This is a genomic window from Methanohalophilus sp. WG1-DM, from assembly GCF_004104135.1.
Taxonomy (GTDB): Archaea; Halobacteriota; Methanosarcinia; order Methanosarcinales; family Methanosarcinaceae; genus Methanohalophilus; species Methanohalophilus euhalobius.
Genome location: NZ_RRBA01000011.1, coordinates 39,264 through 55,165, shown reverse-complemented (window position 1 = coordinate 55,165; position 15,902 = coordinate 39,264). Strand labels below are relative to the sequence as shown.

At 43.3% G+C, this 15,902-nt stretch carries 20 protein-coding genes; 14 read left to right on the top strand and 6 right to left on the bottom strand.

The window, feature by feature from the left end:
• The 14 genes from CI957_RS07890 to CI957_RS07825 all read left to right on the top strand — a co-directional run.
• A partial coding sequence (locus CI957_RS07890) for a monomethylamine:corrinoid methyltransferase (protein WP_128754611.1) occupies positions 1-406 on the top strand: 406 nt, incomplete at its 5' end.
• 181 nt (positions 407-587) lie between these two features.
• A complete protein-coding gene (locus CI957_RS07885; protein WP_096711270.1) occupies positions 588-1,973 on the top strand; it encodes an APC family permease in 1,386 nt (461 codons plus the stop codon).
• 13 nt (positions 1,974-1,986) lie between these two features.
• Positions 1,987-2,274, top strand: coding sequence for a monomethylamine transporter (locus CI957_RS07880; protein ID WP_096711604.1), 288 nt, complete (start codon positions 1,987-1,989; stop codon positions 2,272-2,274).
• Between the two features lie 12 nt (positions 2,275-2,286).
• On the top strand, positions 2,287-2,538 hold the full coding sequence (locus CI957_RS07875) for a hypothetical protein (protein ID WP_096711271.1): 252 nt from the start codon (positions 2,287-2,289) through the stop codon (positions 2,536-2,538).
• Between the two features lie 52 nt (positions 2,539-2,590).
• Positions 2,591-3,061 carry a class II SORL domain-containing protein gene (locus tag CI957_RS07870; RefSeq protein WP_096711272.1) on the top strand — a complete coding sequence of 157 codons (471 nt, stop codon included), beginning with the start codon at positions 2,591-2,593 and terminating at the stop codon, positions 3,059-3,061.
• A 130-nt stretch (positions 3,062-3,191) separates the two neighbouring features.
• Positions 3,192-3,614, top strand: a complete 423-nt coding sequence (locus CI957_RS07865) for a response regulator (RefSeq protein WP_164909067.1) — start codon at positions 3,192-3,194, stop codon at positions 3,612-3,614.
• Positions 3,615-3,709: 95 nt separating this feature from the next.
• A complete protein-coding gene (locus CI957_RS07860) occupies positions 3,710-4,234 on the top strand; it encodes a VIT1/CCC1 transporter family protein (protein ID WP_096711274.1) in 525 nt (174 codons plus the stop codon).
• A gap of 16 nt (positions 4,235-4,250) precedes the next feature.
• Positions 4,251-4,688 carry a universal stress protein gene (locus CI957_RS07855; protein ID WP_164909066.1) on the top strand — a complete coding sequence of 146 codons (438 nt, stop codon included), beginning with the start codon at positions 4,251-4,253 and terminating at the stop codon, positions 4,686-4,688.
• 59 nt (positions 4,689-4,747) lie between these two features.
• Complete coding sequence (locus CI957_RS07850) at positions 4,748-5,704, top strand: calcium/sodium antiporter (RefSeq protein WP_128754610.1); 957 nt, start codon at positions 4,748-4,750, stop codon at positions 5,702-5,704.
• Between the two features lie 44 nt (positions 5,705-5,748).
• Positions 5,749-6,306 carry a CBS domain-containing protein gene (locus tag CI957_RS07845; RefSeq protein WP_096711277.1) on the top strand — a complete coding sequence of 186 codons (558 nt, stop codon included), beginning with the start codon at positions 5,749-5,751 and terminating at the stop codon, positions 6,304-6,306.
• Positions 6,307-6,393: 87 nt separating this feature from the next.
• Complete coding sequence (locus CI957_RS07840) at positions 6,394-7,539, top strand: alanine--glyoxylate aminotransferase family protein (protein ID WP_128754609.1); 1,146 nt, start codon at positions 6,394-6,396, stop codon at positions 7,537-7,539.
• 6 nt (positions 7,540-7,545) lie between these two features.
• Positions 7,546-8,010 (top strand): riboflavin synthase, encoded by a 465-nt coding sequence (gene ribC, locus CI957_RS07835; RefSeq protein ID WP_105460175.1) that lies wholly within the window; start codon positions 7,546-7,548, stop codon positions 8,008-8,010.
• Positions 8,011-8,073: 63 nt separating this feature from the next.
• On the top strand, positions 8,074-8,478 hold the full coding sequence (gene ribH / locus CI957_RS07830) for a 6,7-dimethyl-8-ribityllumazine synthase (protein ID WP_105460176.1): 405 nt from the start codon (positions 8,074-8,076) through the stop codon (positions 8,476-8,478).
• 21 nt (positions 8,479-8,499) lie between these two features.
• Entirely contained in the window at positions 8,500-9,642 is a 1,143-nt protein-coding gene (locus tag CI957_RS07825; protein WP_096711281.1) for a pyridoxal phosphate-dependent aminotransferase, read from the top strand.
• Here the strand turns inward: CI957_RS07825 and CI957_RS07820 are convergent.
• The 6 genes from CI957_RS07820 to CI957_RS07800 all read right to left on the bottom strand — a co-directional run bounded on the left by CI957_RS07820 (position 9,637) and on the right by CI957_RS07800 (position 15,861).
• Complete coding sequence (locus CI957_RS07820; protein WP_164909069.1) at positions 9,637-10,113, bottom strand: adenylyltransferase/cytidyltransferase family protein; 477 nt, start codon at positions 10,111-10,113, stop codon at positions 9,637-9,639. The two genes, CI957_RS07825 and CI957_RS07820, sit on opposite strands and share 6 nt — an antisense overlap.
• Positions 10,114-10,145: 32 nt before the next feature.
• Positions 10,146-10,895 carry a DUF1638 domain-containing protein gene (locus CI957_RS07815; protein ID WP_128754608.1) on the bottom strand — a complete coding sequence of 250 codons (750 nt, stop codon included), beginning with the start codon at positions 10,893-10,895 and terminating at the stop codon, positions 10,146-10,148.
• An 89-nt stretch (positions 10,896-10,984) separates the two neighbouring features.
• Positions 10,985-12,583 carry a sodium:solute symporter gene (locus tag CI957_RS07810; RefSeq protein WP_096711283.1) on the bottom strand — a complete coding sequence of 533 codons (1,599 nt, stop codon included), beginning with the start codon at positions 12,581-12,583 and terminating at the stop codon, positions 10,985-10,987.
• Complete coding sequence (locus CI957_RS11090) at positions 12,574-12,696, bottom strand: symporter small accessory protein (RefSeq protein WP_013037568.1); 123 nt, start codon at positions 12,694-12,696, stop codon at positions 12,574-12,576. The genes CI957_RS07810 and CI957_RS11090 overlap by 10 nt, the downstream gene beginning before the upstream one ends.
• Before the next feature lie 220 nt (positions 12,697-12,916).
• Positions 12,917-13,396 carry a metallophosphoesterase gene (locus tag CI957_RS07805; protein WP_241646009.1) on the bottom strand — a complete coding sequence of 160 codons (480 nt, stop codon included), beginning with the start codon at positions 13,394-13,396 and terminating at the stop codon, positions 12,917-12,919.
• A gap of 527 nt (positions 13,397-13,923) precedes the next feature.
• Entirely contained in the window at positions 13,924-15,861 is a 1,938-nt protein-coding gene (locus CI957_RS07800) for a glycoside hydrolase family 15 protein (protein WP_128754606.1), read from the bottom strand.
• Positions 15,862-15,902 lie beyond the last annotated feature (41 nt).

The following is a 15,902-nucleotide window of genomic DNA, read 5'->3' as shown; positions in this document are numbered from 1 at the left end:
GTTCACAGATCTGCTGTCCGGTAACCAGTACTATCCATGTGCAGGTCCATGTACCGAGATGTGCCTGCTTGAGGCTGCTGCCCAGTCCATGACCGATACTGCATCCGGTCGTGAGATCCTGTCCGGTGTTGCATCTGCAAAGGGTGTTATCACTGACAAGACTACCGGTATGGAAGCACGTATGATGGGAGAAGTCGCACGTGCAACCGCGGGTATGGATATCGATACTGTCAACCAGATTCTGGATAAACTTGTAGCAAGCTATGAAGGCGATTATGCCAACGCACCTGCAGGCAAGACGTTCCAGGAATGCTATGATGTTGCAACCGTTACACCGACCGAGGAATACGTCAAGGTCTATGACGGGGCAAAGAAAAAACTCGAAGACCTGGGTCTGGTGTTCTGAATGTGAAAGAGCCATTTTTATGGCTCTTTTTTATGTATTGTTTATAACAACAAATAGGAGGCATCCAAATGGGTACTTGGACTATAATTAACGGCGTCATTTACCTGGTATGTTTCGCCATGATCGGCTGGATGTTGCTTGATGCAATGAAGGTAGCGAAAAAATAATGGGGGAATATTGAATGACCGATGAAATTACTAATGATCCCTTGGAAGAATCTACCAGTCTTGTGAAGACACTAAGACCATACCATGTATGGGCACTTGGTGTCGGGATTGTGCTGGTGGGTGAATATATGGGATGGAACTTTACGGTTGCCAAAGGTGGTATATTGGGTTCCCTTTTGGCATTACTTGTTGCCGGTACAATGTATCTGATGGTTTCTCTTTGTGCAAGTGAGCTAGGTGCGTCTACCAAACTTGCGGGAGGACCTTATGACTGGGCAAGATTATTTGTAGGTCCCGGTGCAGCGGCACTGGTGGGACTTGCTGTTTATATGGAATACATCGCTCTGGAAGCCGCAGATTCCATTGTTGTGGCATCAATTGCAGAATCAATATTGCCGGAGATACAAGTATTCCCGATCACGCTTTTAGTGATCACATTCTTGACATTTATGAATTACAGGGGGGTTGTGGCAGCGCTCAACCTTAATTTCGCATTGAGTTTTACTGCATTCATTGCAATTCTTGTGTTCTTTGCCATGAGTATTACAGGTGTTGGAGGAGTCTGGAATCCGGGTAACTTAATATCCGGTGCTATTCCAAATGGCTTGATAGGAATTTTCGCTGCATTGCAATTTGGTCCCTGGTTCTATCTGGGTATAGAAGGAGCGGCTATGAGTGCTGAAGAATGTAAACATCCTTCCAGGGCAGTGCCTCTGGGTCAACAGGCAGGGATGATCACTCTTTTGCTTGCAGCCGGTATGACACTGTATGTATGTTCTGGCCTTATACCCACAGACCAGCTTGGTGTATCTGTCTATCCACTTTATGAGGCAGCCACTAACAGCGGTGTACAATTGCTCGTAGTACTTCTTGCAATAGGTACTCTCTTTACATGTCTTGCAAGTGCCAACGGTACTATCTGTGACTCATCCAGATCATGGTATGCCCTATCAAGGGACCAATTCCTGACTCCATGGTTCTCTGCTGTACATCCAAAATATAACACGCCTTACAGGGCTGTTATTTTCACTATGCCAATTGCGATCGCATTTGCATTCAGTGGTTTCCTGGATCAGGTTATCACATTCTCGATAGTATCCGGACTAGTGTGCTATGTGATGATTCCATTCTCCCTGATTCGTTTCAGAAAGATGTTCCCACAACACAACAACAAGGTGCGTCCATTCGTTGGCCCGTTGCAACCCTGGCTTGCATACTTCACAATATTCCTGGCACTTGTGATCATGTCAACCCTGCAGTGGGGATACAGGTATAATCTGATATTTGCCCTGCTGTTCTATGCGATTGCATATTTCTATTTCAACCGGAGATATCGGAGTTTAGAAGTTAGCCATGACTGGGGCGAAGAGATGGGTTGGCCCGAGCCTGTGAGGACATAAGGAGGTAATGATCTTGGAAGATAAACAAAAAAAGGAAAATGTTGATTCTGTAAGATACATGAGCAAACTGCGGCAGGACGCTCTTGTTGTGGTGGTTTTGATGGGTATTTTGTTCTTCTCAGAGTCATTCATCTTCTATACTATAATTACCACTGTATGGGACAGCACGCCTGAACTTTCAAGTATATTCCCGGTTTATGCGCTGTTCTTACTGCTGGTACTGGGTATAGGAACCGCTGCATGTCTAAGGGTGTATAGTTCTATAAAGGAGCATATGTATACATTCAGGTATTATGACTGAGGAGGATTAAATATGGCAGTTACTAGCAGGGGAAAGGAAAGAAGCGTATTCATGCAGATATTTGACATCTTGTTTATTTTTATAGTGGCAGGTATCTGTGTTGTACTGCCTGTTGTCCTGCAAGGTACCGTCCTTGTAGGCTGGGGGGAGTCAGGAGGCATGAAATTTATCTGGGATCCGGTGTCTTATTTCAGCCTGGTCGCTGTAATTCTGGTGTTCTTTGCCGTGGTACTTTTCCACTCGGTTAAGAATTACAGGTTCTGAAGTTGTCAGCAGTGCTGGCAACTTATTTTTTAATTAATGGGTAGGTGATACGATGACTGATAATATTAACCGTTTAAAAGATAAGGATAATCCAACGGAAACTGAAAAGAAACATATACCGGTAATCGAAGGACCGTCAATGATGACAGCAGGTGGTACCTATGAAGTAACGGTTTCTGTAGGAATTGAACCACATGTAATGGAAGAGAACCACTACATCGAATGGATAGACCTCTATCTTGCAGATCAGAAGATAGGCAGGGTGGAGCTGGGGCCATCTGCAGAAAAAGCAGAAGCTACATTTAACGTAACTCCTCATGAGGAGCTAATTGGTGAAAAAGAATTTGAGGTCTGTCACATAAGGGGTGTAAATGTTTGTGGAGATTGTGGTCTGACTTCTGTGATTACGGATTTTAAAGCAATTGAAAGTTGTAATGTCCATGGCCTCTGGGAATCTTCCATGGAAGTGGAAGTTATGTCCTCAAAACAAAAACCAGGCAAAAAATGCAGCTGGAAAGCTTGATAATCTATATTTGGGATTAAGATACCGGTCTTGCCGGTACTTTTTTTATTTTATTGCAACAAAAAACAAATGGCTATCTAAAAATTTACTTCATATATTTTTTTATAAATTAGCAAACCGAGGAATAATCATGAAATCCGGGGGCATATTGGTAGTTGAGGATGAAATGATCGTTGCAATGGGCATAAAACTCAAACTGGAAGAGATGGGCTATACTGTTTGTGGAATTGTGGCAGATGGGCAAACTGCTATAAATATGGCATCACATTTGAAACCTGATTTGATTTTGATGGATATTGTTCTCAAAGGCAATATAGACGGAATTGAAGCTGCCAAAGTAATCAAACAGAAATTGGCTCCTCATTTTATTTTCCTTACCGGTATCTCTGACAAAGCCATTTTGCAGCGTGTCCATGAACTAAAACCAGTGGGAACTATAATGAAACCCTTTGATGACTCACATCTGCGTAATATGATAGAAGCGGCTTTGTCTGAGAATCAATCCTCTTCTGAGGCTTTGGATTTTTCTGATTCCTGTGTTTTGTCAGGATGAAAGAACAAATCGAACCCTGTATGCAAAATTGTTATATTTTTTGTAATCATATACCTATGTCCTGATACGTGCTCATAAAATGTTGAGTGTCTTAAATGAAACCAAAATTCGATCAGAGTAGATATATTATCCTTGGCAGTATTGATGGAGTACTGGCAGTACTTGGTGTTGTCATTGGTGCTTCGAATGTTTCTTCTAACCCTGACCTCATAATAAATGCTGCTCTGGGAGGTGCGCTTGCTCTTGCAATGACCAATGGGCTTGGTTCTTACCTTGCAGAAAGTGCGGTAGAGTATGGCCATCTTGCTGATCTTGAAAAACCTCTCTTACGCAATCTCGAATCTACAAGTCTTGAAAAAGAAACCCGCAACAAAATATTGTATGATACTCTAGCACATGGCGGTTCCAGTCTCATTGGTTCTCTTGTGCCGATATTGCCGTTTGTATTTCTGGAAAATTATGCACTGGAGGTCTCAGTTGGATTAAGTATAATTGTCTTGGCTGCTCTTGGAATGTTTTCCGGCAAAATAGCCCGGCAGAACCTGATACTACATTCTGTCCGAATGGTCGGGCTTGGGATACTTGTCGTAATTGTTGTAACTGCTTTTGGACTTACATGAGATGGATGATGGTAAAATGAAAGACATAACGTATCGTAACATTCTGGTGCCAATTGATGAAACGAAACTTTCCCAAAAAGTGATAGACAATGCATTGCATATTGCTTCTATGGAAAATGGACGCATTATTGTAATATATGTGGAAGAGCCAGACAACTTAAAATCATTCCCGGATGAGTTTCAAGAAAAACTTGTCGATCTGATTACTAAGAATATAGAAGCCAATCTGGAATATGCGGCAAAGCAATCTGAAATACATGGCATAGAGTTCCATATCCGGGTTGTTAGAGGCAGGAATCCGGGTCGTGAAATTATCAATATTGCAAAGGAAAACAAGGTTGATCTTACTGTAATGGGGACAGAATCATTGCGTAGCGATCCTTTTGGAAGTCTCACACGATGGTTGATTGCTGCCGATATAGGGCCTGTACTTGTTATTACTGCAGGTGACTGAAAAATTTTAATCGGTTAAGTTTTATATTCTTTATTAACCATATTGCGCTGATCCCAAAAATGCAGCAATATACTTTACCTCTTTTTATAGTAGGTCTGATCTTTATTACAAAAGGTGCTGACTGGTTTACCGAGTCTGCAGTCTCAATATCCCAAAAAAGTGGCATTCCTAAAATGATTATAGGAGCGACTATTGTTAGTTTCGCAACGACTGCACCGGAATTTGCTGTTTCTGCATATGCTGCCTATCTGGGCCATACAGGTCTGACAGTTGGTAACGCTGTAGGTTCTGTTATATGCAATGCTGGCCTGATCCTCGGAGGCGTAATAGTCTTACGCTCGATTCCTGTAGAGGATTCCTCTTTTTTAAAAAGGGGTGCATTTATGATTGTATCGGCTTTGCTGCTGATTGTAGTATCCATTGACGGCATGCTCACACCTGTTGATGGTATACTTTTACTGGTAGTTTTTGTTGTTTTTCTCTATTACAATTACAGACTTCAATCGCTGCTCTTTGGGACAAATGAAGAAGTTAATGAAGAACTTGGCGAAATATCCAATTCGATTTCAAAAGATGTGGTTTTTTTTGTTCTTGGTGCTGCTCTTGTGGTGGGTGGCAGTCGTATCCTGATTGATTCCGGTACTGACATTGCTATGTGGCTTGGTGTTCCCGAAATGATAATCGGATTGACCCTTGTAGCATTTGGGACATCCCTTCCTGAACTGATAACTGCTATTTCAGCTACTCGTAAGGGACATAATGACCTGGCCGTCGGTAACATACTTGGGGCAAATACGATGGACATAGCACTTATATTGGGTGCTTCTTCCCTTATCAGTGAACTTCCGATACAGAATCAATCCCTGTACTATGATTTTCCTGCAATGTTGTTAATTATGGGAATGATTGTATTTTTTGGATTGACAGGTCGCAAGCTTGCGCGCTGGGAGGGGGCTGTTATCTTAGCCACTTATATTGCATACGTGGGAGGTCTTTTCTTTTTCTATATGCAATAAATAAGCAATTGCTTAAATAATAAAATTCACATCAATAGTACTAAATGATACTGCCAACTGCCCAATCCATTAAGCAGCAAAGAATAGAGCTAGGACTTACACAGAGCGGCCTGGCAAAAAGAGCCGGTGTCAGCCAGCCCCTTATAGCAAGAATAGAGGCGGGTGATGTTGATCCGAGGCTATCGACCTTGAGAAAAATATTTGATGCTTTTGACCAATCTGAAAAAGAAAAGATATGTGTCAGGAACATCATGCATACCCTTGTGGTTTTTGTATCTTCCGATGAGTCGGTGGACCATGCAGTCAGTATCATGCAGGAGCATGGTTATTCTCAGGTTCCTGTGATTGATAATGGTGTGCCTGTAGGCAGTATTTCAGAGGACACGTTTGTCAAGTCAATGGCTGAGAAAAAAACCGCCGTGATATCCAAAATGAAAGTAGGGGATATGATGGGTGAATCTTTTCCGGCAGTTTCTCCTGAGGCTGATATTGGTATTGTATCTACACTGCTGGAGCGCTATCCTGCAGTTCTGGTGCTTGAAAAGGGAGTTGCTATCGGATTTATCACCAAGCACGACATAATTAAGTTGCTACATGGATAATTTTGTTAATTCTGACTGTTTAACTACAGTTAAATATTAGCGCTACATTAGGTGTGGATTAGTTAAAAAACTATTAGAGGAAAGTCTATGGACCTTGAAGATAATTTATTAATGATGCCGGGCCCGGTACCAGTACCCCCCAGGGTTCTCAGGGCAATGTCCAAACCGATGATCAATCATCGTGGAGCACAATTTTCTGGAATATATGATGACTGTCGTCGTATTCTTGCTGACGTATTCGAGACAGAAAATGATATTTTTGTGTTAAGTGGTTCAGGTACCGCTTCTATGGAAGCTGCTGTAGGTTGTATCGCAGACAAAGATGACAGGATAATCTCCATTGAGAATGGTAAATTCGGAGAGCGTTTCAAGGATATTGCATCCAGATACGGTTCTGTCGTTCCCCTGGAATTTGAATGGGGTTCTTCCGTGGACCTGGATATGCTTGAAGCACAACTTCAGGAAGGAGCAAAGGCCGTTACCATGGTTCACAACGAAACCTCCACAGGTATACTGAATCCTGCAGAACAGGTCGGCAAGCTGGCAAAGAAATATGGGTCCCTGTTTGTAATGGACGGTGTGACTTCACTAGGTGGAGATAATGTATTTATAGATGATTGGGGAGTTGATGTAGCAGTGGTTGGTTCCCAGAAATGTATTGGTGCACCACCAGGTCTTTCCATGCTTTCTGTAAGTGAAGCTGCATTTGACGCAATGGAAAAAGAAAGCCTTCCTTATTATCTTGATCTCAAAGCCTGTAAAAAGAGTGCTGACAAGGAAAAAACACAAACTCCTTACACACCTGCCATTCCTCTTTTCTACGCCCTGCAGGAATCCCTTCATATAATTGAAGAAGAGGGAATGGATGCCAGGATAGAAAGGCACCATAAGGGTGCAGCTGCTGTGCGTGCGGCGATGGATGCAATGGGTATCGAGATGTTCCCGCAGCTCAATGAATACAGTGCATATTCCAACACTGTCTCGGCAATGAAGGCCCCGGCGGGTATGGACAGCGAAACCCTTAAAAAAGAAATGATGAAATCCGGAATTACAATTGCAGGCGGACAGGCCCATCTTAAGGGCAAGATTTTCCGTATTGGAAATATGGGCAATGTAAGTTACAGGGATATTCTCAGTACTCTCCAGCAGATTGAGGTAGTATTCAAGAAGAGGGGAGTGGTTTCAGACCTGGGTCCTGCAACAGAAGCTGCAATTGAAGTATTGTGTAAATGAGATATCATGAAAACCATAGGTATTGTAGACACGACGTTTGCACGTTTTGATATGGGCAGTGCTGCTGTGGATGAGATCAAGCAGTATGTTTCAGCCCGTATAATTCGGATCACAGTTCCGGGTATAAAGGACCTGCCGGTGGCTTCCAAAAAGCTTATCGAGGAGCAGGGCTGCGAAATAGTTATGGCCCTTGGAATGCCCGGTGCTGCGCAAAAAGATAAAATGTGTGCACATGAGGCTTCCACGGGTATCATTCAGGCCCAGCTTATGACAAATACTCATATAATAGAAGTTTTTGTTCACGAAGATGAAGGCAAGGATGAGAAGGAGCTTGCTTTCCTCATGGAGAACCGTGCTCGTGAGCATTCCCGTAATGTCGTGGATCTTCTCTTTAAGCCAGAGAAACTTGTAAAACAGGCAGGTACAGGTCAGAGGCAGGGTTTTGAGGATGTAGGAAGCCTGCGTGGATGAGGATTTGATTTTATAATTTATAAGTATGATTAGGAAGCAAAATCTGCATTGGAGAACAATATAATGACAATCAGACTGGGATTTGTGGTAGCGGAGTTTAACAGGGATCTTACCTACCAGATGGAATTACTTGGTATAGAACATGCGAAATTCCTGGGCGCGGAAGTGACAGATACCATTCTTGTGCCCGGGGTTTACGATATGCCGCTTGCAATCAAGAAACTTTGTGAAAAAGATGATATTGACGCAGTTGTAACCATTGGTTCGGTAATAGAAGGTGCCACAGGTCATGATGAGATAGTGGTCCAGCATGCCTCAAGAAAGATTACCGACCTTTCTCTGGAATACAACAAGCCTGTCACTCTGGGAATTGCGGGCCCCGGTATGAGTCGCATGGAGGCTCACCAGAGGGTCGATTATGCCAAGAGGGCTGTAGAGGCTGCGGTAAAACTTATCAGGCGTCTCTAAATCTATTCATAGGGACTATTAATGGCATCTTCAAGATTGGCCCGAGTGGCTGAATCCCCGACAATCCGTATAGCAAATATAGCAAATAAGCTCAAGCATGACGGCATTGATGTAATTAGTTTCAGTCTGGGTGAACCTGATTTTGATACTCCCGGCCACATCAGTGATGCTGCATGCAAGGCGCTTTATAGCGGAGAAACTCATTATTCTCCCTCTGCGGGTATCAAACCGCTGCGCGAAGCTATAGCCAAAAAATTACAAACAGAGAACAATCTGAATTTGGATGCATCCAATGTGATGGTTACACCGGGAGCCAAACAGGCAATCTTCGAAGTTATGATGTCTGTACTTGATGATGGCGATGAGGCTGTCCTGTTCGACCCTGCCTGGGTTTCCTATGAACCATGTATCAAATTTGCAGGAGCAAATCCTAAATGGGTGTCTACAGATCCGGAAAATGGCTTTCTTCCTTATGATATTGGAGATCACATTACAGATAAAACTCGCCTGATAGTTGTCAATTCCCCTTGCAATCCCTCAGGTGGTGTATTTGGCAAGGACAAATTAAAGGAAATAGCAGACCTTGCCATTGATCATAATCTGCTGGTTCTCTCCGATGAGATTTATGAGAAGATACTTTATGATGAAAAACACTACAGTATCGGTGCTATGGAAGGGATGCAGGACCGCACTATTACTGTAAATGGCTTTTCCAAATCATATGCGATGACAGGCTGGAGGCTAGGTTATGTCGCTGCCAATGAAGCTTTCCTCCATGATTTCCAGAAAATCCAGTCACATTCTGTCAGCAGTGCTACAACGTTTGCTCAATATGGTGCCATTGAGGCACTGGAAGGTGACCAGCAACCTGTTGAGGACATGGTAGCCGAATTCAGGCAACGTCGCGATATCCTTGTAGATGGGTTGAATGATATCGGTATACATTGCAGCCGTCCCAGGGGTGCATTCTATGCATTTGCGGATGTAAGCGAGTATGGGGATGGTGAAGAGATTGCTGAGAAATTACTTTCAGATGCCCACGTTGCTGCTACTCCCGGTTCGGCTTTTGGCCCAAGTGGTAACAATTTCATGAGGCTTTCATATGCCATTTCACAGGAAAGGATAAGAGAAGCTCTTGAAAGGATTGAGAATTGCCTTTTATAATTCTGTTCTCTTTCTTTCCAGGATTCTTTTTATAATTCTGCCACTGCTGCAAAGGGGACATTGCCGGGGCTTTCCGAGGCGAACTACCTTTGTCTTGAATCCTCTTTTTTGAAGTTTATCTTCGAGTTCTTTTTCATCGAATACCTGGTCGTGGCCCAGTACGATAATATCCGGTTGTACCTCTTCGAGGGGTTTGAACATATCTTCTTCGCTTCCCAGCAGGGCATGGTCCACAACCTTTAAAGCTTTAACCATTTCAAGCCGCTGTTTTTCAGGAACTATGGGTTTAGGCTTATGTTCAATTGTTGAGTCCCGTGCAACAAGGACATATAGTTCACTGCCATACTTCCGGGCCTGTTCCAAATAGTAGAGATGACCCGGGTGAAGTATATCAAAGGTTCCTGTTGCAAGTATGCGTGTCAATTCATCACCTGATTTATTGTCCGCTAATGAATAGGAATTACCTTTAATAACTTTATGGAAAAGGCCCGGATACTTTTCGGTCAATATAACTCCTTTTTGAAATTGCTGTAGCACTGCTTTAATGTGTTCAGGTTTGCCGGCACATGCAGTATATCAAAGTCAAATAAATCCGCGAACTCATCGACTCTTTGATGGAAATCCTCTTCGTAATTAATCCCGGTGTCAAGCTTTGCTACATGCTTGTAACCTATTTCATTAAAGACATATCTCGATGTTTCAATGTCGTTTTTATCTTTGCTAAATCCTGAAGAAACGAGCATATCCCTCCAGTTAGCTGCCCACATGGGGGTCAGGATAAAAGTCCCCTCTCCTTTGAAACTCTTGATGGTGTCAAGATATTTCTGTCTGCCGCCAAGCACGGCACCAATACAGTCATCGATTGTTTCCCCGTTATTTTCTCTTAGTATTCCCACCGGACAGGGATGATCGGCAAAATCCTGCTCTATGTCTGACAGTACATTGCCACACAATCCGTAAAAAAGTAAGATACCATCGGAGATGGGTGTCAATCTCTTGGTATTTGTGTACACCTCGTCCTTGAGATTTTTTGGGATTGCATGCAGGGCAAATTCAAGTATCTGGATAACTATATTGAATTGGTTATCAGGCAATGGGTTATTCAGCAAATTCACCATGGTTTTTGTTTCAACATCCACTCCTGCTTTGTTGAGTTTGTCCCTGATACCATAAGATTCATCATTTTCGACTATGATCACATTGTCTACCGAATTATCCTCTTCTATGAGATATGCTATCTCATCTTCGAACATTCTGCAGGCTATTATTGTTAGAGTTGACAGGTTAAATCACCTGTATAAAATAGAAAAGGGAAAGGATTTAAAGATTGCGCCTTTTGGTCTTATCTTTTGATGTATCCCCTGTAACATCTGTCGAGGTGTTCTTCTGGCATTGGTTTGGTAGCAAGGCTTACTACTACGGCGGTAATGGCTGCAATCGGTGTGGCAACAAGGATCGGGTCCACAACGGTCCAGGTGCCGGTGAGCAGGGTTTCCATTCCAAAAATAGCCTGTGATATTCCCAGGGGAGCCGCTTCCTTTGCATGGACAAAAGCCAGCCAGAAAAGGCTGCTGAATGTCCCTGCGAGAAGACTTGCAATCGCTCCTTCCCTGGTCATACGCGGCCAGAACAGTGCTCCTGCATAGGCGGGCAGGAAGGCAGCCGCGCACAGACCAAAGAAAATAGCTGTACCACGGGCAATAATGCTGATTGGCAGCATGTAGGCAAGGATAACACTCAATATGATTGTAACAGCGATTCCCAGTCTGGTTACGGATATGGTCTTTCCGGATTTACCACCTTTGAGGAACTCTTTGTAGAAGTCATGACCAATAGCAGTTCCCATTGTGTGATATTGGGAACTGAGGGTTGACATAGCAGCCGCCAGCAGGGTTACCATGAATATTGCAACGAAAAGGTCCGGTGTGGCACTGTTTATGTACTCTGGGATAATGCGGTCCATATTACCGCCTGCTACATCCAATGCAAGCTGGCCTTGTGTATCGAGGAAATACACATTGGAAAGGGCACCGACTATATAGGCAACTCCTGCCATCATGAGGATAAAAGGCCCGCCGGCAAATACTGCCCTGTTGAGGGATTTTTTGCTATCTACTGTCATGAATCGCACGGCCAGCTGTGGTTGTGCCAGTACACCGATTCCCACGCCGAGTATAATTGTAGATACCATAGTCCACCATATCGGTGTGCCAAATGCAGGCATTGATGTCCATCCAGTATGTCCACCTGCGACTAAACCTGCCGGCACCATGGATGACATGTCGGTGAGGGCCTGGTGAGCTTCCGTGATTCCACCGAGGTTAGCATAGGTTAATATGAGCAGTATTGTCATGCCCCCAAGCATCAGGGTTCCCTGCATGGCGTCTGTGTACATCACTGCCAGTAAACCTCCTGTGATCACATAGGCTGCAACAATAATAGTGAGGATAAATACTGCCACGTCATAATTGATTCCCAGGGATGTTTCCATGAATCGGGCTCCTCCGATTAGTACAATCCCTGCATAAAGGGGCATGAACACTCCTATCAAAGCACCTGAAAAACCCTGTATGAATTTTGAGTTGAAACGTTTGCCCAGCAGTTCAGGGAATGTGACAGCTCCCAGGTTCACACCTATACGCCGTGTGCGTGATCCGAAAAGGACAAAGGCCACAAAGATTCCCACCACGATGTTCATGAAGACAAGCCACAGTGTTCCCATTCCTAAAGTTGCGGAAACTCCTCCAAAACCAACGATTGCCGAGGTACTGACAAATGCCGCTCCATAGGATAGGGCCAGTATGTACGGATGCACTTTCCGCCCCGCCAGCATGTAATCGTCAACTTCTTTTGTGCGCTTGTATGCAATCCATCCGCAATAGAAGACTATCATCAGATAGACCAGAACGATTACACCAAGAACGACCGGACTTACAGGCAATCCTCTTCCTCCTCTTCATTCCATTTTGCAATTCCATATGCCATGCAGGCGATGGCACTTATTATGCACAGAACATATGCACTCCATATGTAGGGGTCCTCTATGCCTAACATTTTTACACCTCTTTTATACTGGGGGGTGTTAGCAAGTAACATACTTGAACTTTTCGAAATGAACAGAGTAAACAGGGATTTAACTAACGGACCAAAAGTTATTTATTGAAAAATAGCAGAAAAGTAAAATTAAGTATTACAATAGACACTTTTTGTAATACTTTGTCTGTTTTGCAGACCCTAAAGGGCGTTGTTGTCAGACCACGCCTCCTCCTTTCTTTTAGAGTTCAATTATCTCGGTTTCCTTTGTAAGAGGATCTACAAGTGCAACGGTAGCTTTTCCCGTAAGTACTCCGGCAGTCTCCCCAGGATTTATCACTCGTGTGTTGCCTATCATGTGGCTGCCTGCCTGGTGGGTGTGTCCCCTGACAATGAGATCAAAATGACCGGATGCAGCAAGAGCTTCAATTTCTTTTTCGTTTATGCCATGTAGCAGGGCAATATGTAAATCCTCTATATCCAGTGTGCCAAAATCACCACATACGTTTGCTCCCTGTTTTACAAACCATTCTTTTATAGTGATTCTGTCTCCCTCATTATTTCCAAATACAAGGTGAAGAGGTGCCTCCAGTTCAGTGAATCCTTTTACATTGAAGGGTGATACGAGATCCCCGGCATGGAGCACAGCTGAGACCTGTTTTTCGTTGAAGAAGTCCACAGCTTTGCGTATCATATCCAGATTATCGTGGGAATCAGCCATAATTCCCAAATATTTTCGTGTTAAGATCATCAACTCCTACAATATTTTATCAGCCTGATTTCATGAAATTACAACTACAGCATGACATTACTTATCGTGCCGTGTGCGTAGTCTATGAATGGGTCCTATCTCTTTAATATATCAGCCTTATAACCGATGAAATAAAATCACAATCTATATATATGGCTATACTCCTGTTTGGCTCATTAATGAGCGGGCATAAAATCGATTTTAGTACCCCACTCCCCAACCGCTCATATATCCCAAAATATAGAGCAGGCAATCTTTATCTGCAATATTACCATACGAATTCCTAGGACAAATAACTTTTGAATATTTTATATGTATGCATCTTCTATGTTTTTGAAAGTAATTGGTCATTGGAATAATGTTATTTTTGTTCTTTGAAAAAGTAAGATTAATTAGTTTTCAATTGAGTGGAAGGGCACGAATTGAACCCAACTTTGACAGCCAAAAGTAATGATAAGTTAGTTATTTTAATCGGAAATCGATGCTTAACTCTATCGTTACTCCAGTGATCTTGCTTTTTTGACAAAGGCCATGACAGTTAGTACAAATGTGGCATGTGCCCAGGTTAGAGGACTCACACTTAAAGGACTCCCATCAAACGGATTCAGCTGCTCTGCCAGCAGACCGGTATCTGTGGCTCTATCTGTGACCCACAGTATTATCTCCCTTGTGTTTTGCAGGTCGTTGATGCTCTTTGCCACCTGTATATGCCATTGTGCTACCCATAAGGTACATATGAACCAAGGATTACCTGGTATTATCTCTGGATCGTATTGCGCAACTTCCTGATATTTATCCTTATAGAAGCGAGCGATGCCTCCTACCTCAGTCTTCACCGAGAGTATGCTTTCTATACTTTTCATAGTGCTAACCACCCTGGCATCGTCCGGGGGGAGCACCCCAAACTGGGATACGGCGTAGAGACTGGCATCTACGGTCACATCCCTAGGGTTGATGCTTCGCAGGAACCTTCCCAGTTCCTTATCATACAGGTGATTCTCGATCCCCCGTTTTATTTCCATGGCAGCCGTGTTGTAGCTCTCTGCGAGGTTATTGTCTCCATACATTGCTGCAAACTTGGCAGCACATATGAGTCCCGCATAAACTGTCGAACATGTATAACTGTGGACCGCTCTTTTCTCCTCCCACAGATTATAACTGGGTTTTGGGAGTCCTGTAGAAGAATCCCTGTACTTGGTCATGAACTCGGCAGCTGGTATTATCATTGAGTGATAGACCGAATCGATATTCTCGATAGATCTTGTCATTTTATAATGATTCCACAAAGCCACGATAATAAGTGCTGTGCTATCTTCCTGTATCGGAAGTTGGATATGCCCATCAGGTGTTATCCAAGGCATCCAACCACTTGCAAGAGTACCCGTAGGATTGTATTTTTGCAGGAAATATCCGTGATCATGGAGCAGTCCCCGGCAGTATTTAAAGAATTTTTGCACAGTCCCGGAGTAGCGCGTTATGTCCAGCGCCATAGCGACAAATGCACTGTCTCGCGGCCACATGTAACTGTATGAATCCATGTTGAACCTTTCAAGAATATCACTGTCATTGGCAGCTATGATCGCGCCATCGTAATCAATTTGCGACTTTATAATAAGCAGACTGTGTTTGAATAAATCTACTACTTTTGGTGGAAGATCAAACATATCGTACTTTTCTTTGTTCACCCATGAATAATAGTACTGCCCTGCTTCACTTATCATCTTTTCAGGCGTTGTATTCAGGACAAGTTCATTGAGCCGCTTGACTTCAAAGAAAGTTTTTCCTGCTGCAATCCAGTAATATATTATTTTTGTTTCCCCCGCGGCCAGATGCCGGGAAAAACGGATGAAACTCTTCACTGCCCCTACCTGAATGGAGTTCATGTTAAGCTCTCCAGACTTGATAGCACCAGATTCATCTGTCCCTTTTGGACGTACTTCATACTGGTCAAAGTATGGTGAACCACTAATAAGGAAGTAGCGCGAGTCCTTATAATGTATTATGGATTGCAATGCAGGGTCAAAGATAGCCGTATCACCATTCGGATTCTCGTAAAGGGAAATATCATGGCTGAAAAGTAGCTTCATGTCTACATCTATGGCGTCTGTATTGGTTATTGCTATATTTCGAATAAATATATTCTCATGAGGGTGTACACATTCGTTGAACCTCAACTCAACTTCAAGACGATCATTGCGATAGTAGGTATCAGTTACCAACCGATCTTTCTGGTAACCAAGTTTGTGGCTCCAATCATCCCCTATCAGAGAAACCATACCAAGATTTTTCCCATCCACTTCTACCCCTACTCTACAATGTCGACCATTCACATGGTTCTCATATCCTATATGGGGAAAGTACATGTCCCGGATGCTTGCATTTATATCCAGGTTCACCAGCAGTGATCCGTTTCCAACAACGAGTGGTTTAGGCATTTTAGCATCACCTTTAATACATATTCTCACGTATAAATGTA

Coding starts and splice junctions, on each gene's coding strand:
- ribC (WP_105460175.1), top strand. CDS start 7,546: ATGAAAACCATAGGTATTGTAGACACGACGTTTGCACGTTTTGATATG.
- CI957_RS11090 (WP_013037568.1), bottom strand. CDS start 12,696: ATGTTAGGCATAGAGGACCCCTACATATGGAGTGCATATGTTCTGTGC.
- ribH (WP_105460176.1), top strand. CDS start 8,074: ATGACAATCAGACTGGGATTTGTGGTAGCGGAGTTTAACAGGGATCTT.
- CI957_RS07865 (WP_164909067.1), top strand. CDS start 3,192: ATGAAATCCGGGGGCATATTGGTAGTTGAGGATGAAATGATCGTTGCA.
- CI957_RS07845 (WP_096711277.1), top strand. CDS start 5,749: ATGATACTGCCAACTGCCCAATCCATTAAGCAGCAAAGAATAGAGCTA.
- CI957_RS07815 (WP_128754608.1), bottom strand. CDS start 10,895: ATGTTCGAAGATGAGATAGCATATCTCATAGAAGAGGATAATTCGGTA.
- CI957_RS07875 (WP_096711271.1), top strand. CDS start 2,287: ATGGCAGTTACTAGCAGGGGAAAGGAAAGAAGCGTATTCATGCAGATA.
- CI957_RS07850 (WP_128754610.1), top strand. CDS start 4,748: ATGCAGCAATATACTTTACCTCTTTTTATAGTAGGTCTGATCTTTATT.
- CI957_RS07825 (WP_096711281.1), top strand. CDS start 8,500: ATGGCATCTTCAAGATTGGCCCGAGTGGCTGAATCCCCGACAATCCGT.
- CI957_RS07800 (WP_128754606.1), bottom strand. CDS start 15,861: ATGCCTAAACCACTCGTTGTTGGAAACGGATCACTGCTGGTGAACCTG.
- CI957_RS07885 (WP_096711270.1), top strand. CDS start 588: ATGACCGATGAAATTACTAATGATCCCTTGGAAGAATCTACCAGTCTT.
- CI957_RS07870 (WP_096711272.1), top strand. CDS start 2,591: ATGACTGATAATATTAACCGTTTAAAAGATAAGGATAATCCAACGGAA.
- CI957_RS07855 (WP_164909066.1), top strand. CDS start 4,251: ATGAAAGACATAACGTATCGTAACATTCTGGTGCCAATTGATGAAACG.
- CI957_RS07860 (WP_096711274.1), top strand. CDS start 3,710: ATGAAACCAAAATTCGATCAGAGTAGATATATTATCCTTGGCAGTATT.
- CI957_RS07805 (WP_241646009.1), bottom strand. CDS start 13,396: ATGGCTGATTCCCACGATAATCTGGATATGATACGCAAAGCTGTGGAC.
- CI957_RS07840 (WP_128754609.1), top strand. CDS start 6,394: ATGGACCTTGAAGATAATTTATTAATGATGCCGGGCCCGGTACCAGTA.